General features: G+C 72.0%; 15 protein-coding genes. 9 read left to right on the forward strand and 6 right to left on the reverse strand.

Translation table 11 applies throughout. The annotated features are described in order from the left end of the window. The coding region (locus N865_RS14285) for a LysR family substrate-binding domain-containing protein (RefSeq protein WP_084328256.1) at positions 1–729 on the reverse strand (729 nt) is incomplete at its 3' end. Positions 730–787: 58 nt separating this feature from the next. Between N865_RS14285 and N865_RS14290 the strand changes: the two genes are divergently transcribed. Then, positions 788–1,177, forward strand: a complete 390-nt coding sequence (locus tag N865_RS14290) for a DUF5997 family protein (RefSeq protein ID WP_034807258.1) — start codon at positions 788–790, stop codon at positions 1,175–1,177. Positions 1,178–1,207: 30 nt separating this feature from the next. Here the strand turns inward: N865_RS14290 and N865_RS14295 are convergent, their stop codons facing one another. Beyond that, the gene (locus N865_RS14295; protein ID WP_034807259.1) at positions 1,208–2,563 is read right to left on the reverse strand and encodes an aminotransferase-like domain-containing protein; all 1,356 of its coding nucleotides are present in this window, start codon (positions 2,561–2,563) and stop codon (positions 1,208–1,210) included. 60 nt (positions 2,564–2,623) lie between these two features. On the opposite strand from N865_RS14295, the gene N865_RS14300 reads away from it, so the two are divergent. Both N865_RS14300 and N865_RS14305 read left to right on the forward strand, forming a co-directional pair. Continuing rightward, positions 2,624–4,126, forward strand: coding sequence for a CoA-acylating methylmalonate-semialdehyde dehydrogenase (locus N865_RS14300; RefSeq protein ID WP_034807261.1), 1,503 nt, complete (start codon positions 2,624–2,626; stop codon positions 4,124–4,126). Between the two features lie 70 nt (positions 4,127–4,196). Beyond that, positions 4,197–5,588 (forward strand): aspartate aminotransferase family protein, encoded by a 1,392-nt coding sequence (locus N865_RS14305; protein WP_034807264.1) that lies wholly within the window; start codon positions 4,197–4,199, stop codon positions 5,586–5,588. Positions 5,589–5,652: 64 nt separating this feature from the next. Here N865_RS14305 and N865_RS14310 read toward each other — a convergent pair whose 3' ends face one another. After that, a complete protein-coding gene (locus N865_RS14310) occupies positions 5,653–6,495 on the reverse strand; it encodes a RecB family exonuclease (RefSeq protein WP_034807266.1) in 843 nt (280 codons plus the stop codon). Between the two features lie 109 nt (positions 6,496–6,604). Here N865_RS14310 and N865_RS14315 point away from each other — a divergent pair, with 109 nt between their 5' ends. The 5 genes from N865_RS14315 to N865_RS14335 all read left to right on the forward strand — a co-directional run bounded on the left by N865_RS14315 (position 6,605) and on the right by N865_RS14335 (position 12,023). Next, positions 6,605–7,792, forward strand: a complete 1,188-nt coding sequence (locus N865_RS14315) for a site-2 protease family protein (protein WP_034807268.1) — start codon at positions 6,605–6,607, stop codon at positions 7,790–7,792. A gap of 156 nt (positions 7,793–7,948) precedes the next feature. Then, a complete protein-coding gene (locus N865_RS14320; RefSeq protein ID WP_084328253.1) occupies positions 7,949–8,386 on the forward strand; it encodes a single-stranded DNA-binding protein in 438 nt (145 codons plus the stop codon). 11 nt (positions 8,387–8,397) lie between these two features. Beyond that, positions 8,398–9,474, forward strand: coding sequence for a tRNA (adenine-N1)-methyltransferase (locus N865_RS14325; protein WP_034807274.1), 1,077 nt, complete (start codon positions 8,398–8,400; stop codon positions 9,472–9,474). Positions 9,475–9,532: 58 nt separating this feature from the next. Continuing rightward, positions 9,533–11,356 carry a proteasome ATPase gene (arc, locus tag N865_RS14330; RefSeq protein ID WP_034807357.1) on the forward strand — a complete coding sequence of 608 codons (1,824 nt, stop codon included), beginning with the start codon at positions 9,533–9,535 and terminating at the stop codon, positions 11,354–11,356. A gap of 148 nt (positions 11,357–11,504) precedes the next feature. Beyond that, entirely contained in the window at positions 11,505–12,023 is a 519-nt protein-coding gene (locus N865_RS14335) for an adenosine-specific kinase (protein ID WP_051510598.1), read from the forward strand. Between the two features lie 58 nt (positions 12,024–12,081). On the opposite strand, the gene N865_RS14340 is transcribed toward N865_RS14335, so the two are convergent. From N865_RS14340 to N865_RS14350, 3 genes are read right to left on the reverse strand one after another with little or no spacing between them, the layout of a single operon-like run. Further along, positions 12,082–12,465 (reverse strand): DUF3054 domain-containing protein, encoded by a 384-nt coding sequence (locus N865_RS14340; RefSeq protein ID WP_034807276.1) that lies wholly within the window; start codon positions 12,463–12,465, stop codon positions 12,082–12,084. Beyond that, entirely contained in the window at positions 12,462–13,451 is a 990-nt protein-coding gene (locus tag N865_RS14345) for a ribose-phosphate diphosphokinase (protein ID WP_034807279.1), read from the reverse strand. Before N865_RS14345 ends, N865_RS14340 begins: the two co-directional genes overlap by 4 nt. 40 nt (positions 13,452–13,491) lie before the next feature. Continuing rightward, positions 13,492–14,496 (reverse strand): alpha/beta hydrolase, encoded by a 1,005-nt coding sequence (locus N865_RS14350; RefSeq protein ID WP_051510601.1) that lies wholly within the window; start codon positions 14,494–14,496, stop codon positions 13,492–13,494. Between the two features lie 124 nt (positions 14,497–14,620). Between N865_RS14350 and dop the strand changes: the two genes are divergently transcribed. Continuing rightward, positions 14,621–16,144 (forward strand): depupylase/deamidase Dop, encoded by a 1,524-nt coding sequence (gene dop, locus N865_RS14355; RefSeq protein WP_034807283.1) that lies wholly within the window; start codon positions 14,621–14,623, stop codon positions 16,142–16,144. Positions 16,145–16,204 lie beyond the last annotated feature (60 nt).

Consider the following 16,204-nt stretch of genomic DNA (forward strand, 5'->3'; position numbering starts at 1 on the left):
CCCGGCGCTCGGCGCCGCCGGCTGCCGCGACTGCGGCCCGCCGGGACCGGCCGCGCGGTGGGCGCCACCACGGTCGTCGAACACGGCTGACGCGGCATCGCCCCGGGAGCTGCGCTCCGTCCGTCCGCGCACGATCCCGACGAACACCTCGATCCGGGGGTCGTCGTCGTCGCGGCGCCACGCCAGGCCGATCTGGGACTCCGACACGCCGCGAACCGGACGGTGTACCACGTCCTTGCGGTGGTAGAGGCGGGCGACCGACAGGGGCACGATGACGATGCCGGGCCCGGCGGCGACCACCGCGATGGCCTCCTGGGTGGTCATGTCGGGGAGGGGTGGCAGGCTCACGTCGCGTGGGGGAGCGACGTCGCGCCACTCCGGCACCGTGTCGGGGTCCTGGAGGAGGGCCTCGTCGGCGAGCTCGGTGACGTCGACCTCGTCGAAGGCCGCGACGGGATGCTCCTTGGAAACGACGACGACGGGAACCTCGTGGTAGAGCGGGATGACGTGGAGACCCTCCCGGTCAACGGGGAGCCGGACGAAGCACATCGAGGCCGAGCCGTCGCGCAGCACCTCGAGCTGGGCCGGCTCCGCGACCTGGTGCGCGACGATCGGCTCGTCGGGCCGGCGCGCGGCCCAGGTCCGCAGCCACTTGTCGGGGGTCACGCCCGGGACGAACGCGATCCGGAACGGCTCCGTCGTCTCGGTCCCTCCGGTGCTCGTCGCCACAGGACGAGGCTAGTGCAGGTGTCCGGAGGGCACTCGCGGACGGCCTAGGCTGGTCGGCATGAGCTCGCCCAAGCCGCAGACGATGAAACCGCAGACCGCCGCGAAGAAGCTCGGCGTGCTGCTGGCTGCGACACCGGCCGAGTTCCGCGACCACCCCGTCAGCCGGACCGAGCTCAACGACCTCCAGGCCGACCCGCCGGAGTGGCTCACCGAGCTGCGACGCAACGGTCCGCACCCGCGCCAGGAGGTCGCCCGCCGCCTGGGCGTCTCCAACTCGGGTCTCGTGCGGGGCGGCGTCGAGGGCCCGCTCACCACGGCCCAGATCAAGGCCCTCCTCGACGAGATGCCGTCGTGGCTCGTCGCCGAGCGGGCCAGCCTGGAGCAGGTCCGCGCGGAGAACGCCCGGCTCAGGGCCGCGCGGGCAGCGGACGGCCCCGAGGGCCTCTGATCCATCCTTCACACCCCGGTCGTATGCCGCTCAGCGGTGCTGGGCGGTCCAGGATCCCGTTCGTGCGGCCTCCGCGATCCGGTCGGCGATCTCGACGTGGTCGGTGCGGATGAGCCCGGTCGTCACCCGGATGTGCCCCTCGGGGCTGGGCACCCCGCCGACGGCGAAGGGGGCGCCGGGCGTGACGGCGATGCCCTGGCTCGCGAGGCGGAGCACGGCGGCGGCCTCGTCCCGGACCGGGACCCAGATGTTGAGCCCGTCGGTGCCGGGCACGGCGATGCCCTGCTCGGTCAGGCGTGCGACCACGAGCCCGCGCCGTCGGGCGTACTCCGCGCGGGCCCGCTCCACCTGAGCGCGAGCGCGCGGATCGGTGAGCAGCCCGGCCAGCGCCCGTTGGAGCAGTCGGCTCGACCAGCCCTGCCCGAGTGCCCGCGCGTGCCGGACCGGGGAGAGCAGCTCGGAGGGACCGCTGACCGCGGCGAGACGCAGGTCGGGGCCGTGGGACTTGCTGAAGCTGCGCACGTGGATGACCTGGTCGGGTATCCAGGCGCCGAGGCTGATCGGCGCAGAGGCGGCGATGTCGCCACCCGAGTCGTCCTCGACGACGAAGCACGGTTGGCCGCGCACCAGGCCGGCGAGCCGGCGGGCCCGGGTCGGGGACATGGAGATGCCGGTCGGGTTGTGACCGCGCGGCTGGATGAAGATGGCCGCAGGGCGACGCTCGAGGACGTCCTGCACGTGCTCGAGGCTGACCCCGGTCTCGTCGAGGGGGACGCCGACGACCTCCACGCCGCGGTCCTCGAGAAGGTCGAGCATCGGCGGGAAGCCGGGGGTCTCGACGACGACGAGGTCTCCCGGCCGCAAGTGGTTCCGGGTGATGAGGTCGAGCGCGTCCATGGCGCCGTCGACCACGAGGACGTCGTCGACGGCATACGGCCACTGCTCGAGCATGAGGGTCCGCAGCTCGTCGAGGACGGGGTCGTCGAGGTAGCTGCCGGGCGTGGGGCTGCCCGTGAAGCCCGCGAGCACGGGGCCGAGATCGGGCAGCAGGGTCGCGTCGGGGATGCCGGTCGAGAGGTCGAGGGTCACCTCGGACTGGTGGCGCAACGCCCGGTTGTAGCGCTCGCCGCCCGCGCGCCCGATGGGGGCGATCGTCGTGCCGCGGCGCCCGTCGGAGCGGATCGTCCCGGACCGTGAGAGCAGCTGCCAGGCGGCGCTCACGGTCGTGGGCGAGACCATGAGCTCCTCGGCGACCCGTCGGATCGGGGGCAGCCGGTCGCCGGGAGCGAGGCTGCCGTCGCGGATGGCACGCGACACGGCCTGGGCCAGCCCCTTGGCGGTGGGGGAGTCGAGACGCTCCTCGAGGGCGGAGATGATGGCGCGCACGTTTGTAATGTAGCGAAGAATCCTTTGTATGGTATATACCTGTCACGTAATCTGGGATGCATGACGACGCCTTCTGTGACCGTGCTCGACCACTGGATCTCCGGGACCCGTGTCCCGGGCACCTCCGGTCGCACCGCCCCTGTCCACGACCCGGCCACCGGCCGCCAGACCGCCGAGGTGCCCCTCGCCTCCGCAGGCGAGATCGACGCCGCGGTCAAGACCGCGGTCTCCGCGGCGAAGGAGTGGCGCACGAGCTCCCTCTCGAAGCGTGCAGCGGTGCTCTTCGCCTTCCGCGAGCTGCTCAACAGCCGCTCCGACGAGCTGGCCGCGATCGTCACCGCCGAGCACGGCAAGGTCCTGTCCGACGCCGCGGGCGAGATCGCCCGCGGCCTCGAGAACGTCGAGTTCGCGACCGGCGTCCCCCAGCTGCTCAAGGGCGGCTTCTCCGAGCAGGCAGCGACGGGGGTCGACGTCTACAGCATCCGCCAGCCCCTCGGCGTCGTCGCCGGCATCACCCCGTTCAACTTCCCGGTCATGGTGCCACTGTGGATGTGCGCCAACGCCATCGCCTGCGGCAACGCCTTCGTCCTCAAGCCGAGCGAGAAGGACCCCTCCGCCTCCCTCTTCCTCGCGGAGCTGTGGAAGGAGGCCGGTCTGCCCGACGGCGTCTTCACCGTCATCCACGGTGACAAGGAGGCGGTCGACGCCCTCCTCGACCACGACGACATCGCCGCGGTCAGCTTCGTCGGCTCGACGCCGATCGCCCGGTACATCTACGAGCGAGGCACCGCCAACGGCAAGCGCGTCCAGGCCCTCGGCGGCGCCAAGAACCACGCCCTCGTCCTGCCCGACGCCGACATCGACATGGCCGCCGACGCGATCGTCTCCGCCGCCTACGGAGCCGCAGGGGAGCGCTGCATGGCGCTCTCGGTCGCGGTCGCCGTCGGGGGAGTCGGCGACGACCTCGTCGAGGCGATCTCGGCGCGCCTGCCCGCCCTCACGGTGGGACCCGGCAGCGAGCCCGGCACCGACATGGGCCCGCTCATCACCCGTGAGCACCGTGACCGCGTGGCGGGCTACGTGTCGGCCGGGGCGGAGGCGGGCGCGACCGTCGTCGTCGACGGACGCGAGCAGGACGTCCCCGCCGACGGCTTCTTCCTCGGCATGACGCTCCTCGACGACGTCACGCCCGACATGACGGTCTACCGCGACGAGATCTTCGGTCCTGTCCTGTCGGTCGTCCGCGTCGACACGTTCGAGGAGGGCCTCGCGCTCATCAACGCCAACCAGTACGCCAACGGCACGGCGATCTTCACGCGCGACGGCGGGGCCGCGCGCCGCTTCCAGAACGAGGTCGAGGTCGGCATGGTCGGCATCAACGTCCCGATCCCGGTCCCCGTCGCCTACTACTCGTTCGGTGGCTGGAAGGACTCGCTCTTCGGCGACACGCACATGTACGGCCCGGAGGGGATCAACTTCTTCACCCGTGGCAAGGTCGTGACGCAGCGGTGGCCCGACCCGGCCACGTCGCGGGTCGACCTCGGCTTCCCGCGCACCCGCTGACCAAGACCACCCCAGCCGGCCCCGCAGCGTCCCCGCGGGGCCGGCCCCCGAACCGAGAGGACACCCTCCGATGACCACCACCCACGGGCTCGACAGCGGCAGCGCCGTCGGCGCCCGCCTCGACGCCCTCAGCGAGCAGGAGGTGCGCGCGCTCGACCGCAGCCACGTCTTCCACTCCTGGTCCGCGCAGGGCGCGATCGACCCGCTGCCCATCGCACGCGCCCAGGGGTCGCACTTCTGGGACTACAGCGGCAAGCGCTACCTCGACTTCAGCTCGCAGCTCGTCAACATCAACATCGGCTACCAGCACCCGAAGATCATCGCCGCGATCCAGGAGCAGGCGGCCCGCCTGGCGACGATCCAGCCGGCGTTCGCCAACGACGCGCGAGGCGAGGCGGCCCGGCTCATCACCGCGGTCGCGCCCGACGGCCTCAACTACGTCTTCTTCACCAACGGCGGCGCCGAGGCCAACGAGAACGCGATCCGGATGGCGCGCCTGCACACCGGGCGCCACAAGGTCCTCGCGACGTACCGGAGCTACCACGGCGCCACGGCGGGGGCGATCACGCTCACGGGCGACCCGCGCCGCTGGCCGTCCGAGCCGGGGCAGCCGGGGATCGTGCACTTCTGGGGTCCCTACACCTACCGCTCGGCCTTCCACTCCGAGACCGACGAGCAGGAGCGCGACCGGGCCCTGGCGCACCTGCGCGACACGCTCATGGTCGAGGGCGCCCACACGGTCGCCGCGATCATCCTCGAGACGGTCGTCGGCACGAACGGCATCCTCGTGCCGCCGGACGGCTACCTCGAGGGCGTGCGCCGGCTCTGCGACGAGCACGGGATCATGCTCATCGCCGACGAGGTCATGGCCGGCTTCGGCCGGTGCGGCGAATGGTTCGCCGTCGACCACTGGGGCGTGACCCCCGACCTCATCACCTTCGCCAAGGGCGTCAACTCGGGGTACGTCCCGCTCGGCGGCGTCATCCTCTCCGACACGATCCGCGCCACCTTCGACCAGCGGCCCTTCCCCGGCGGCCTCACCTACTCCGGCCACCCGCTCGCCTGCGCGTCGGCCGTGGCGTCCATCACGGCCTTCCACGAGGAGGGGATCGTCGACAACGCCCGACGCCTCGGTGAGGACGTCATCGGGCCACGCCTGCGCGAGCTCCAGGAGAAGCACCCCAGCATCGGCGACGTCCGCGGCCTCGGCGTCTTCTGGGCGGTCGAGCTCGTCCGCAACCGCGAGACCCGTGAGCCGCTCGTTCCGTACAACGCCGCCGGGGAGGCGGTGAAGCCGATGCTGGCCTTCGCGGCCGCGTGCAAGGAGCGCGGGCTGTGGCCGTTCGTCCACTTCAACCGCACGCACGTCGTGCCACCGTGCACGACGACCCCGGACGAGGCGGAGGAGGGGCTGGCCATCCTCGACGAGGCCCTCACGGTGGCCGACCAGTTCGTCGACTGACGTCAGCGTCACCGCACGGTATGCCGCTGGGCCGGCCCAGCGGCATACCGTCGTCTCGTCGGCGTCAGTCGTCGGCGACCTCGACCATCCCCGTCACCGCGGGGTCGACGGCCCGCTGCGCCGCGTCGGCGGGCAGCTCCGGCGGCGTGCCGCCCCAGGCGGGGCAGAGCGAGCGGTGCTCGCACCAGTCGCACAGCCGGCTCGGGCTCGGCCGCCAGTCGCCGGTCTCGGCGGCCCGCTCGATGGCGGCCCAGAGGGCCTTGACCTTGCGCTCGACCCCGAGGAGGTCCTGCTCGTCGGGGGCGTAGCGGACGATCTCGCCGTTGCCCAGGTAGACGAGCTGGAGCAGCCGCGGGATCTCGCCGCGCAGCCGCCAGAGGACGAGGGCGTAGAACTTCATCTGGAACAGGGCCTTGCCCTCGAACCGCTCCGAGGGGGACCGACCGGTCTTGTAGTCGACGACGCGCATGGCCCCGTCGGGTGCAACGTCGAGCCGGTCGACATAGCCGCGCAGGACGAGCCCGTCGACCTCCGTCTCGACGTAGAGCTCCCGCTCGGCGGGCTGGAGGCGGGTGGGGTCCTCCAGCCCGAACCACGTCTCGATCAGGGCACCTGCGCCGGCGAACCACTCGTCGGTGCGGCCATCGTGCTCGGCCAGGAGCTCGAGCATCGCCGGCTCCTCCGCCGCGATGCGCTCCCACTCGGCCGGCACGAGCGCGACCGCGGCCTCGAGCGTGCGCTCGTGTCCGGGCAGGTCGAAGAGCCGCTCGAGGACGGCGTGGACGAGGGTGCCGCGCGCAGTGGCCGGCGTCGGAGGCGACACGAGCTTGTCGACGACCCGGAAGCGGTAGAGCAGCGGGCACGTCATGAAGTCGGAGGCCCGACTCGGGGACAGCGCTGAGACCATGCGCAGACTGTATGCCGCCACGCCGACACTGCAGCCCAGACGCCGGTGAGGCCGCCGGTGCCGGACCGGCCGCCTCGTCGGGCACAGGCGCAGGGCATAGGGTCGCGTCATGAGCTCTTCCGCGCGCGCCGAGCCCAGCCCCGGATGGCGCATCGGCAGTCTCGGAGGCACTCCGGTCTACCTCGGGCGGTCCTGGCCCGTCATCGCCGTCTTCATCGTCGTCGCCTTCGGGCCGGCCCTGGGCCGCGCCGACCGTGGGCCGGCGTACGGCTTCCTGCTCGCCGGCGCATACGCGCTGCTCCTGCTCGTCTCGGTCCTCGTCCACGAGGCGGCGCACGCCCTCGCCGCCCGGCGGCAGGGTCACCGCGTCGACCGCATCGTCGCCGACGTCTGGGGCGGGCACACCGTCTACGACTCGACCGGAGCCACGCCGGGCGCCACGGCGCTCATCGCCTTCGTCGGGCCGCTCTCCAACCTGCTGCTGGCTGGGCTCGGCTGGGTCGTCTACGCGTTCGTGACCAACGAGACGGCCAGCACGCTGCTCGGCGTCGTCACGACGGCCAACCTGCTCGTCGGCCTGTTCAACCTGCTCCCCGGTCTGCCCATGGACGGCGGCCAGATCGTGAGCTCCCTGGTCTGGAAGGCGACCGGGCGCCGGGGCACCGGGCTGGTCGTCGCCGGGTGGCTCGGCCGCGTCGTCGCCATCGGGACCGTGGCCTGGTTCGTCGCCCGACCGCTGGTCGAGGGGCGCACCGACGACCTGTTCGGCTATGCCTTTCCCTTCATCATCGGCTTCTTCCTCTGGCGCGGTGCCTCCGGCGCCATCCGGGCGGGCCAGATCACCGAGGCGACGGCGAGCCCGGCCGTCGACGTGCTCGAACCTCTCCTGCTCGTCCGGGCCTCCGAACCCGTCTCACAGGTCGACCGGGCGCTCGCCGACCATCTCGCCGGCGCCGCTGCCGGCGGTGGCGCGGGCGGTGGCGCGACCTGGGTCGCCGGGACCGACGCCGCGGGCTGGCCGTATGCCGTCCTCGACGCCGACGCAGCCGCGGCGGTCCCGCGCGAGACGCGAGCGTCCACACCGGTCTCCGCCGTCGTCGTCTCCCAGCCGCAGAGCTGGGTCGTCCCGCTCACGAAGAGCGCCGTGCTCACCGACCTCGTCCGCGTCATGAGCGAGCGTTCCCTGTCCCTCGCCGTCGTCGTCGACGAGTCCACGCGAGAGGTGCTCGGGATGGCGACGGCCGAGCGCATCAACGCCGTCGTCGGCGCGGAGCTCGCCCGGCGCGGGCGCCGCTGAGGACGCCGCCCCCTGTCTGGCCCGCTTCGTCCACATCCCCGAGGCGACGGACGGCCGTCCACAGTGCCCGCGCACGGGACCGGCTCGGCGCCCGGGATCGGACCAGGGTGGGACCCGACGGCGCGTGACGGACGCCCCGGGACGGAAAGGCCAACGATGAGCGAGACGACGGACACTGCCGCGCGGACGGCGAGAGAGACCGGGCGGCCAGCCCGGGGGCCCGGTCCGACGGCGGACCCTGCAACGGCGCGCAACGAGGTGCTCATCGCGGGGCGACTCGGAGCGGCCGCCGAGGAGCGGCTGCTGCCGAGCGGCGACCCGATCGTCACCCTGCGCGTCATCGTGCCGCGGTCTCCACGCGCGCGGCACGCGCGCGACGCGCCGAGCCGGGTCACGGTCGACACCATCGACGTCGTCTGCTGGACGACGTCGACCCGACGTGCGGCCCTGCGCCTCCCGGCGGGCGGGCTCGTCGAGGTGAGCGGGGCCCTGCGCAGACGCTTCTTCGGCGGCCCGGGCGGGCGGCAGAGCCGCTACGAGGTCGAGGCCTCGGCGATCCGCCGCGTGCGCGGGGGCCCCGTGCCGGGCACCTAGACTGTGCTCCCATGACCGACGCCTCGACGACCGCCCCCGTGACTGCCGCCCACGCCCGTCGTGGGGTCTTCGAGGTCGGCGAGCGGGTGCAGCTCACCGACCCGAAGGGCCGGCTCCACACGATCACGCTCGAGCCGGGGCGGGAGTTCCACACCCACCGCGGGTTCCTGCGTCACGACGACCTCATCGGGGCACCCGACGGCTCCGTCGTCACCAACACCGCCGACGTCGAGTACCTCGCCCTGCGTCCCCTCCTCAGCGACTACGTCATGTCGATGCCGCGCGGGGCCGCCGTCGTCTACCCCAAGGACGCCGGGCAGATCGTCCAGATGGCCGACATCTTCCCGGGCGCGACGGTCGTCGAGGCCGGTGTCGGCTCGGGCGCGCTGTCGATGTCCCTGCTGCGGGCCATCGGAGAGGGCGGGCGGCTGCTCTCCTTCGAGCGACGCGACGACTTCGCAGAGATCGCCAAGGCGAACGGCAGGGCCTTCTTCGGTGGTGACCACCCGGCGTGGACGGTCCACGTCGGCGACCTCGTCGAGACCCTGCCGACGGTCGTCGAGCCCGGCAGCGTCGACCGCGTCGTCCTCGACATGCTCGCTCCGTGGGAGTGTCTCGATGCCATCGGCGAGGCGCTCATCCCCGGCGGGGTGCTGATCTGCTACGTCGCGACCACGACGCAGCTGAGCCGGGTCGCCGAGGGCATCCGCGCGCACGGCGGCTTCACCGAGCCCTCGGCGTGGGAGTCGCTCGTTCGTGGGTGGCACCTCGAGGGCCTCGCGGTCCGCCCGGAGCACCGCATGCACGGTCACACCGGCTTCCTCATCACGACGCGCAGGCTCGCGCCGGGCGTCGTCGCCCCGGAGCGCAAGCGCCGCCCGGCCAAGGGGGCCTACTCGGACGTCGACCCGGCCACGGCCGGTGCGGACGTCCCGGCCGACGCCAGCGCCTCGGTGCGCGGCTCGACGGCCGCCACCGAGATCCCGGCGGAGGCCTGGACGTCGGAGGCGCTGGGCGAGCGCGTGAAGAGCGACAAGACGATCCGACGGGTCCGACGATCACTGACTGGAACGTCCGACACCAACTGAGGCCGCCGGGTTAGGGTCGAATCGTCACGTGGTTCGAGTGACGGATGAGGAGGCCGAGATGTCCGACGAGGTCCGCAACCCCGAAGACCGTACGCCCGCCGAGCCGGGTCCCAACCCCGATGCCGGCCGGACACCGGAGGGCATCCCCGCCTGGGGCGTTCACGATCCGGCGACATCCGGCGAGCGCGACCTCAACGCCCTGCGCGAGGAGGTCAACGCCCTGCGCGAGACCGCTCGGACCTCGCCGCAGCGCACGAGGGAGCTCGAGGCGCGACTCGTGCACCTCCAGACCTCCCTGTCGACCCTGTCGACGCAGAACGAGCGCCTCGTCCGGACGCTCAAGGACGCCCGCGAGCAGATCATCAACCTCAAGAAGGAGGTCGACCGGCTCGCGCAGCCGCCGAGCACCTACGGTCTCGTCGTCGACGCACCCGAGGACGGCGCAGTCGACATCATCACGGGCGGCCGCAAGATGCGGGTCGCCGTGAGCCCGTCGGTCGAGGTCGGCGACCTCGGGCTGGGGCGCGAGGTCATGCTCAACGAGGCGCTCAACGTGGTCTCCGCCCACGGCTACGAGCGCGTGGGCGAGGTGGTCACGGTCAAGGAGAGGCTCGGCACCGACCGGGTCGTGGTCGTGACCCATGGCGACGAGGAACGGGTCTGCCGGATCGCGTCGCCCCTCACGGAGGCCACCATCCGCGTCGGCGACTCGCTCACGCTCGACCCCCGGTCCAACTTCGTCCACGAGGTGATCCCCAAGCTCGAGGTCGAGGAGCTCGTCCTCGAAGAGGTGCCCGACGTCGCCTACGAGGACATCGGCGGCCTCTCCGGCCAGATCGAGCAGATCCGCGACGCCGTCGAGCTGCCCTTCTTGCACCCGGATCTCTTCAAGGAACACGCCCTCAAGCCGCCGAAGGGCGTCCTGCTCTACGGCCCGCCCGGGTGCGGCAAGACGCTCATCGCCAAGGCGGTCGCGGCCTCGCTCGCCCGCCAGGTCGCGGAGCGGTCCGGTGAGACGAGCGAGAAGAAGAGCTACTTCCTCAACATCAAGGGGCCGGAGCTGCTCAACAAGTACGTCGGGGAGACGGAGCGTCACATCCGGCTCATCTTCCAAAGGGCCCGCGAGAAAGCCTCCGACGGCACCCCGGTCGTGGTGTTCTTCGACGAGATGGACTCGCTCTTCCGGACCCGTGGCTCGGGTGTGTCGAGCGACGTCGAGACGACGATCGTGCCGCAGCTGCTCGCCGAGATCGACGGGGTCGAGCGGCTCGAGAACGTCATCGTCATCGGTGCGTCCAACCGCGAGGACATGATCGACCCCGCGATCCTGCGCCCCGGTCGTCTCGACGCGAAGATCAAGATCGAGCGTCCCGATGCCGAGAGCGCCCGAGACATCTTCAGCAAGTACCTCGTGCCGACGCTTCCGCTCCACGAGCACGACCTCGCGGTGCACGGCGGTGACCGCGACTCGACCGTCGAGGCGATGATCACCGCGGCCGTCGAGCGGATGTACTCCGAGGTCGAGGAGAACCGCTTCCTCGAGGTGACATACCAGGGTGGCGACAAGGAGATCCTCTACTTCAAGGACTTCAACTCCGGGGCCATGATCCAGAACATCGTCGACCGGGCCAAGAAGCTCGCGATCAAGGACTTCCTCACGACCGGCCAGAAGGGCATCCGGGTCGAGCACGTCCTCGCCAGCTGCGTCGACGAGTTCAAGGAGAACGAGGACCTGCCCAACACGACGAACCCGGACGACTGGGCGCGGATCTCGGGCAAGAAGGGCGAGCGGATCGTCTACATCCGCACCCTCATCAAGGGCAAGGACGGCACCGTCCCCGGCCGCTCGATCGCGACGGCCAACACCGGGCAGTACCTCTGAACGGTCGCTGAGCCCCCCGGAACAGCGCGAGAGCCCGCCACGCCGTATGCCGCGTGGCGGGCTCTCTCGCGCCCGTGCGGCGCCCGCTCTGGCGCCGCACGGGGCTCCGGGAGGACGCTGGAGCCACCGCCGCGCGAGAGGACCTGCCATGACCGACCCCGCCACGACCGCCTCGACCACCACGCCGGCCCTCAGCATCGTCCCGGTCGAGGTGCCGGAGGGGGCCAACGTCATCCTCGGCCAGTCGCACTTCATCAAGACCGTCGAGGACCTGCACGAGTCCCTGGTCGGCACCTCACCTCACCTGCGCTTCGGGATCGCGTTCTGCGAGGCCTCCGGCCCCAGGCTCGTCCGGAAGTCGGGGAACGACGACGAGCTGGTCGAGCTCGCCGTCCGGGCCGCTCAGGCCATCGGGGCCGGCCACACCTTCGCGATCTACCTGCGCGAGGGCTTCCCGGTCAACGTCCTGAACCAGGTCAAGGCCGTCCCCGAGGTGTGCCACGTCTTCTGCGCCACGGCGAACCCGGTGCAGGTCATCGTCGCCGAGACCGCTCAGGGTCGGGGAGTTCTGGGGGTCGTCGACGGCGGGTCACCGCTCGGCGTCGAGACCGAGGCGGACGTGCGCGACCGGAAGCAGCTCCTGCGCGACATCGGCTACAAGCTCTGACACGGTCCGCACCGGGCGGCAGGTTCAGCGCTCGCGCACTCAGGGAGTCCGGACTGGCTCAGGCGTCCCGCCGAGCGGCATACGCGACGAGGGCCCGCCAGCCGAGGAGGAACACCGCGAGGACCACGGACGCGACGAGGACGAAGGTCCAGGCCGTCCCCTCGCCGACGGCGCGGCGCAGCACCATCCCGATGAGGACGGTCGAGAACCACACGGTGATGCCGGGGCCGAAGTCCGTCGGCCACCCCTTGCGGAGACTCCGGACGACCAGCCAGCCGGCGACGAGGCCCACGAGGAACGGCCACGCGGTCGACAGGACGCCGAGGACGGGGTTGGCCTCGGCGTGGCTGGCCCGACCCACGGCCGCGAAGACGAGGACGAGGAGGACGTCGAGCAGGAAGGCCACGACCGGGTGGCGAAGGAGGGCGGCGACCCTGCTCATGCCCGTGCGTCGAAGGGCAGCTTGGCCTGGGGCGGGGCGTGGGTCGGGTCGACCCCCTCGAAGAGGGAGGAGACCGAGCGACCGTGGTGGATGCGGCTGATCGCCTCGCCGAAGAGTGCCGACACCGAGCGGACCCTGAGCTCCGGCCAGTCGGGCGGAGCGGGCACCGTGTCGGTGGTCACCACCTCGGTGACGAAGGGATGGAAGCGGAGCCGCTCGACGGCCGGGCCCGCGAAGAGCCCGTGCGTGCAGACGACGGCCGCCTCGGTCGCCCCGGCCTCCTTGAGCCTCTCGATCAGCTCGACCATGGAGCCGCCGGTCGCGATCTCGTCGTCGAGGATGATCGCGCGCCTGCCGGAGACGTCGCCGACGATCGAGTCGATGATGACGCGGTCGTCAGAGACGCGCTGCTTCGACCCGGCAGCCACCGGGAGGCCGAGCAGTCGCGCGAAGAGCGTCGCCACCTTGGCGTTGCCGAGGTCGGGGCTGACGACGATCGAGTCGGTCAGGTCGCGCAGACGGAAGTGGTCGGCCAGCACCCCGATCGCCGTCAGGTGGTCGACCGGGGTCGAGAAGAACCCGTGGACCTGCGGCGCGTGCAGCGCCATCGTCAGGACCCGGTGGGCGCCCGCCGTGGCGATCATGTCGGCGACGAGCCGACCGCCGAGCGAGATGCGCGAGGCGTCCTTCTTGTCGGAGCGGGCGTAGGCGTAGTGCGGCATCACCGCGGTGATCTGCGCGGCGCTCGCACCCCGGGCCGCGTCGATCATGAGGAGCAGCTCCATGAGGTGCTCCTGCGTCGGCGGCACGAGCGGCTGGACGATGTAGACGTCCCGCTGGCGGCAGTTGGCGAGCAGCTGCGCTTGGAGGCAGTCGTTGCTGAACCGCTTGATGTCGACGGGGGAGCGGGCGACGCCGAGATAGGCGCAGATGCGGTCGGCCAGGGCGGGGTGGGCCGATCCGCTGAAGACGACGACATCGTTCACCTCGGGTCATCCCCTCTCGTGGTGCGCGTCCGCTTCGACCTTAGTCGACGGTGCCCGGCCATGTCCGCGCGCGGACCCAGTGGGTCAGGTCACGGCGCGCTGCCCGGCCCGCCGGGGTGGCGCCGGGGAAGCTGAGGAAACCGTGCGGGGCCCGCAGGTAGTTGGTGTGGACCACCTCGACCCCGGCCGCACGCAGTGCCCGGGCATACATCGCCCCCTCGTCACGCAGCGGGTCGAGGTCGGCCGTCTGCACGAGGGCAGGGGGCAGACCCCCGAGCTCAGCGGCATACAGCGGCGACACGAGCGGGTGGAGCGGGTCGAGCGCGTCGGGGCCCTCGCCGAGGTAGTGCTCGAGGAAGGCGACCATGTCGCTGTGGGTCAGGACCGGCGCCTCCGCGTGCTCCGTCACCGACGGCGAGCTCATCGTCGCGTCGACGCCGGGGTAGACGAGGCACTGGTAGGAGATCTCGGCGCCGCCCTCGTCGCGCAGGACCTGGGACACGACGGCGGCGAGGTTGCCACCGGCCGAGTCCCCCGCCACGCCGATGCCGGTGGGCCGCACCCCCAGCGAGACCGCCTCCCGCGCCACCCACCGGGTCGCGTCGACGCAGTCGAGCGCCGCCTTCGGCGCTCGGTGCTCGGGAGCGAGACGGTAGTCGACGCTGACGACGACGACCCCCGTGTCGTGGGCGATGGCGCTGCAGATCGGGTCGTAGCCGCGGGGGCTGCCGAGGACCCAGCCGCCCCCGTGGAACCACATCAGCGCGGGTCGCGGGCTGGCCGCCGCCCGCCTCGGCCGGTAGATGCGAACGGGAACGTGATGGCCGTCGCGGGCGGCGAACCCGCTCGACTCGATCGCCACGTCACGGTGGACCGGTCCGGTCACCCACGTGTAGGGCGGGCGGGCCGGCGCGACCCAGGCACGCACCCGGGTGAGGTCATCGGGTCCCAGCGTCCGGATCGCCGGCCGCTCGCGGGCGAGCGCCTTGACGAAGACCCTGGTGCGGAGCGGCATGTCCCACGACGGCGAGCGGTGCACGGTCACGCGAGCCAGTCTGCCAGCAGCGTCGGCACGTCGCCTGCTCGTCGGCGGAACGCGCCACCGCCCACCTCCGGCGCGCGGGGTGCGGTGGCACCCGGCCGCGCACGAGCCGTTATCGTCCTAGGTCATGACGGTGCGTCGGATCATGGGCCTCGAGACGGAGTACGGCATCTCGGTGCCGGGGGACCCCCTCGCCAACCCGATGTTCCTCTCCGGGCAGGTCGTCAGCGTGTATGCCGCGGCGCACGGGATCCGCTCCAACCAGTCGAGCTGGGACTACGCCTTCGAGGACCCGCTGCGCGACGCCCGGGGGTGGCAGATCGACCGGCAGAGCGCCGACCCGAGCCAGCTGACCGACCTCGACGACCCGAGCCTGGCCAACGTCGTGCTGCCCAACGGGGCCCGCTACTACGTCGACCACGCTCACCCGGAGTACAGCTCGCCCGAGGTCACCCTGCCCCGCGACGCGGTGCGCTGGGACCGCGCGGGCGACGCCATCGCCCTCGAGTCGGTGCGCCTGCTGGCCGAGCGACCCGGCCAGGCGCCCGTCAACCTCTACAAGAACAACGCCGACGGCAAGGGCCAGTCCTACGGCACCCACGAGAACTACCTCATGCCCCGCCGGACGCCCTTCCCCGACATCATCCGCCACCTCATTCCCTTCTTCGTGACCCGACAGGTCGTGTGCGGCGCGGGGCGTGTCGGTCTCGGCGTCGACTCCCGGGGCGCGGGCTTCCAGGTCTCCCAGCGCGCCGACTTCTTCGAGACCGAGGTCGGGCTCGAGACGACGCTCAAGCGGCCGATCATCAACACCCGCGACGAGCCGCACGCCGTCGCGGACCGATACCGGCGGCTCCACGTCATCATCGGCGACGCCAACCACCTCGACGTCGCGAGCTTGCTCAAGGTGGGCACGACGTCCCTCGTGCTCGGCATGATCGAGGACGGCCACCTGCGCGGGGACTGGTCGATCCGTCGTCCGGTGGCCGCCCTCCAGGCCGTCTCCCACGATCCCACCCTGTCGGCGCACGTCGAGCTCGCCGACGGGCGGACCATGACCGCCCTCGACGTCCAGTGGATGTACCTCGAGGCGGCTCGCTCCTGGCTCGACGCCCGCGGTGACGATCCCGAACCCGAGGCGACCGCCGAGGTGATGGAGCTCTGGGAGGACGTCCTCGGCCGGCTCGGGCGCGATGTCATGACGTGCTCAGGCCTGCTCGACTGGGTCACCAAGCTCGAGCTCCTCGAGGGGTACCGCTCGCGCGACGGGCTGGCGTGGGACGACCACCGGCTCGCCGCCATCGACATCCAGTGGGCCGACGTGCGCCCGGAGAAGGGCCTCGTCCACCGGCTGCGAGACCGCGGCCGCACCCGCGACCTCATCGACCCGGAAGCCATCCGTGAGGCCCGCGAGACGCCACCAGAGGACACCCGGGCGTGGTTCCGGGGGACGTGCGTGAAGCGCTTCTCCGGACAGGTCTTCTCGGCGAGCTGGGACTCCGTCGTGTTCGACGTGCCCGGCCGCACGAGCCTGCAGCGGGTCCCGATCCTGGAACCGGAGCGGGGCACCCGCGCCCAGGTCGGGAGCCTGCTCGAGGAGAGCGAGGACGTCGTCGCCCTGCTCCACGGGCTGGCAACCCCCGAGGACTGAGCCGGTCCTGCCGGGGCGCAGTCAGGGCGCCGCGTCGCGACGAGCGCGGCCGGTTCGCCC

Source organism: Intrasporangium oryzae NRRL B-24470 (genome assembly GCF_000576595.1).
Lineage (GTDB): Bacteria > Actinomycetota > Actinomycetes > Actinomycetales > Dermatophilaceae > Intrasporangium_C > Intrasporangium_C oryzae.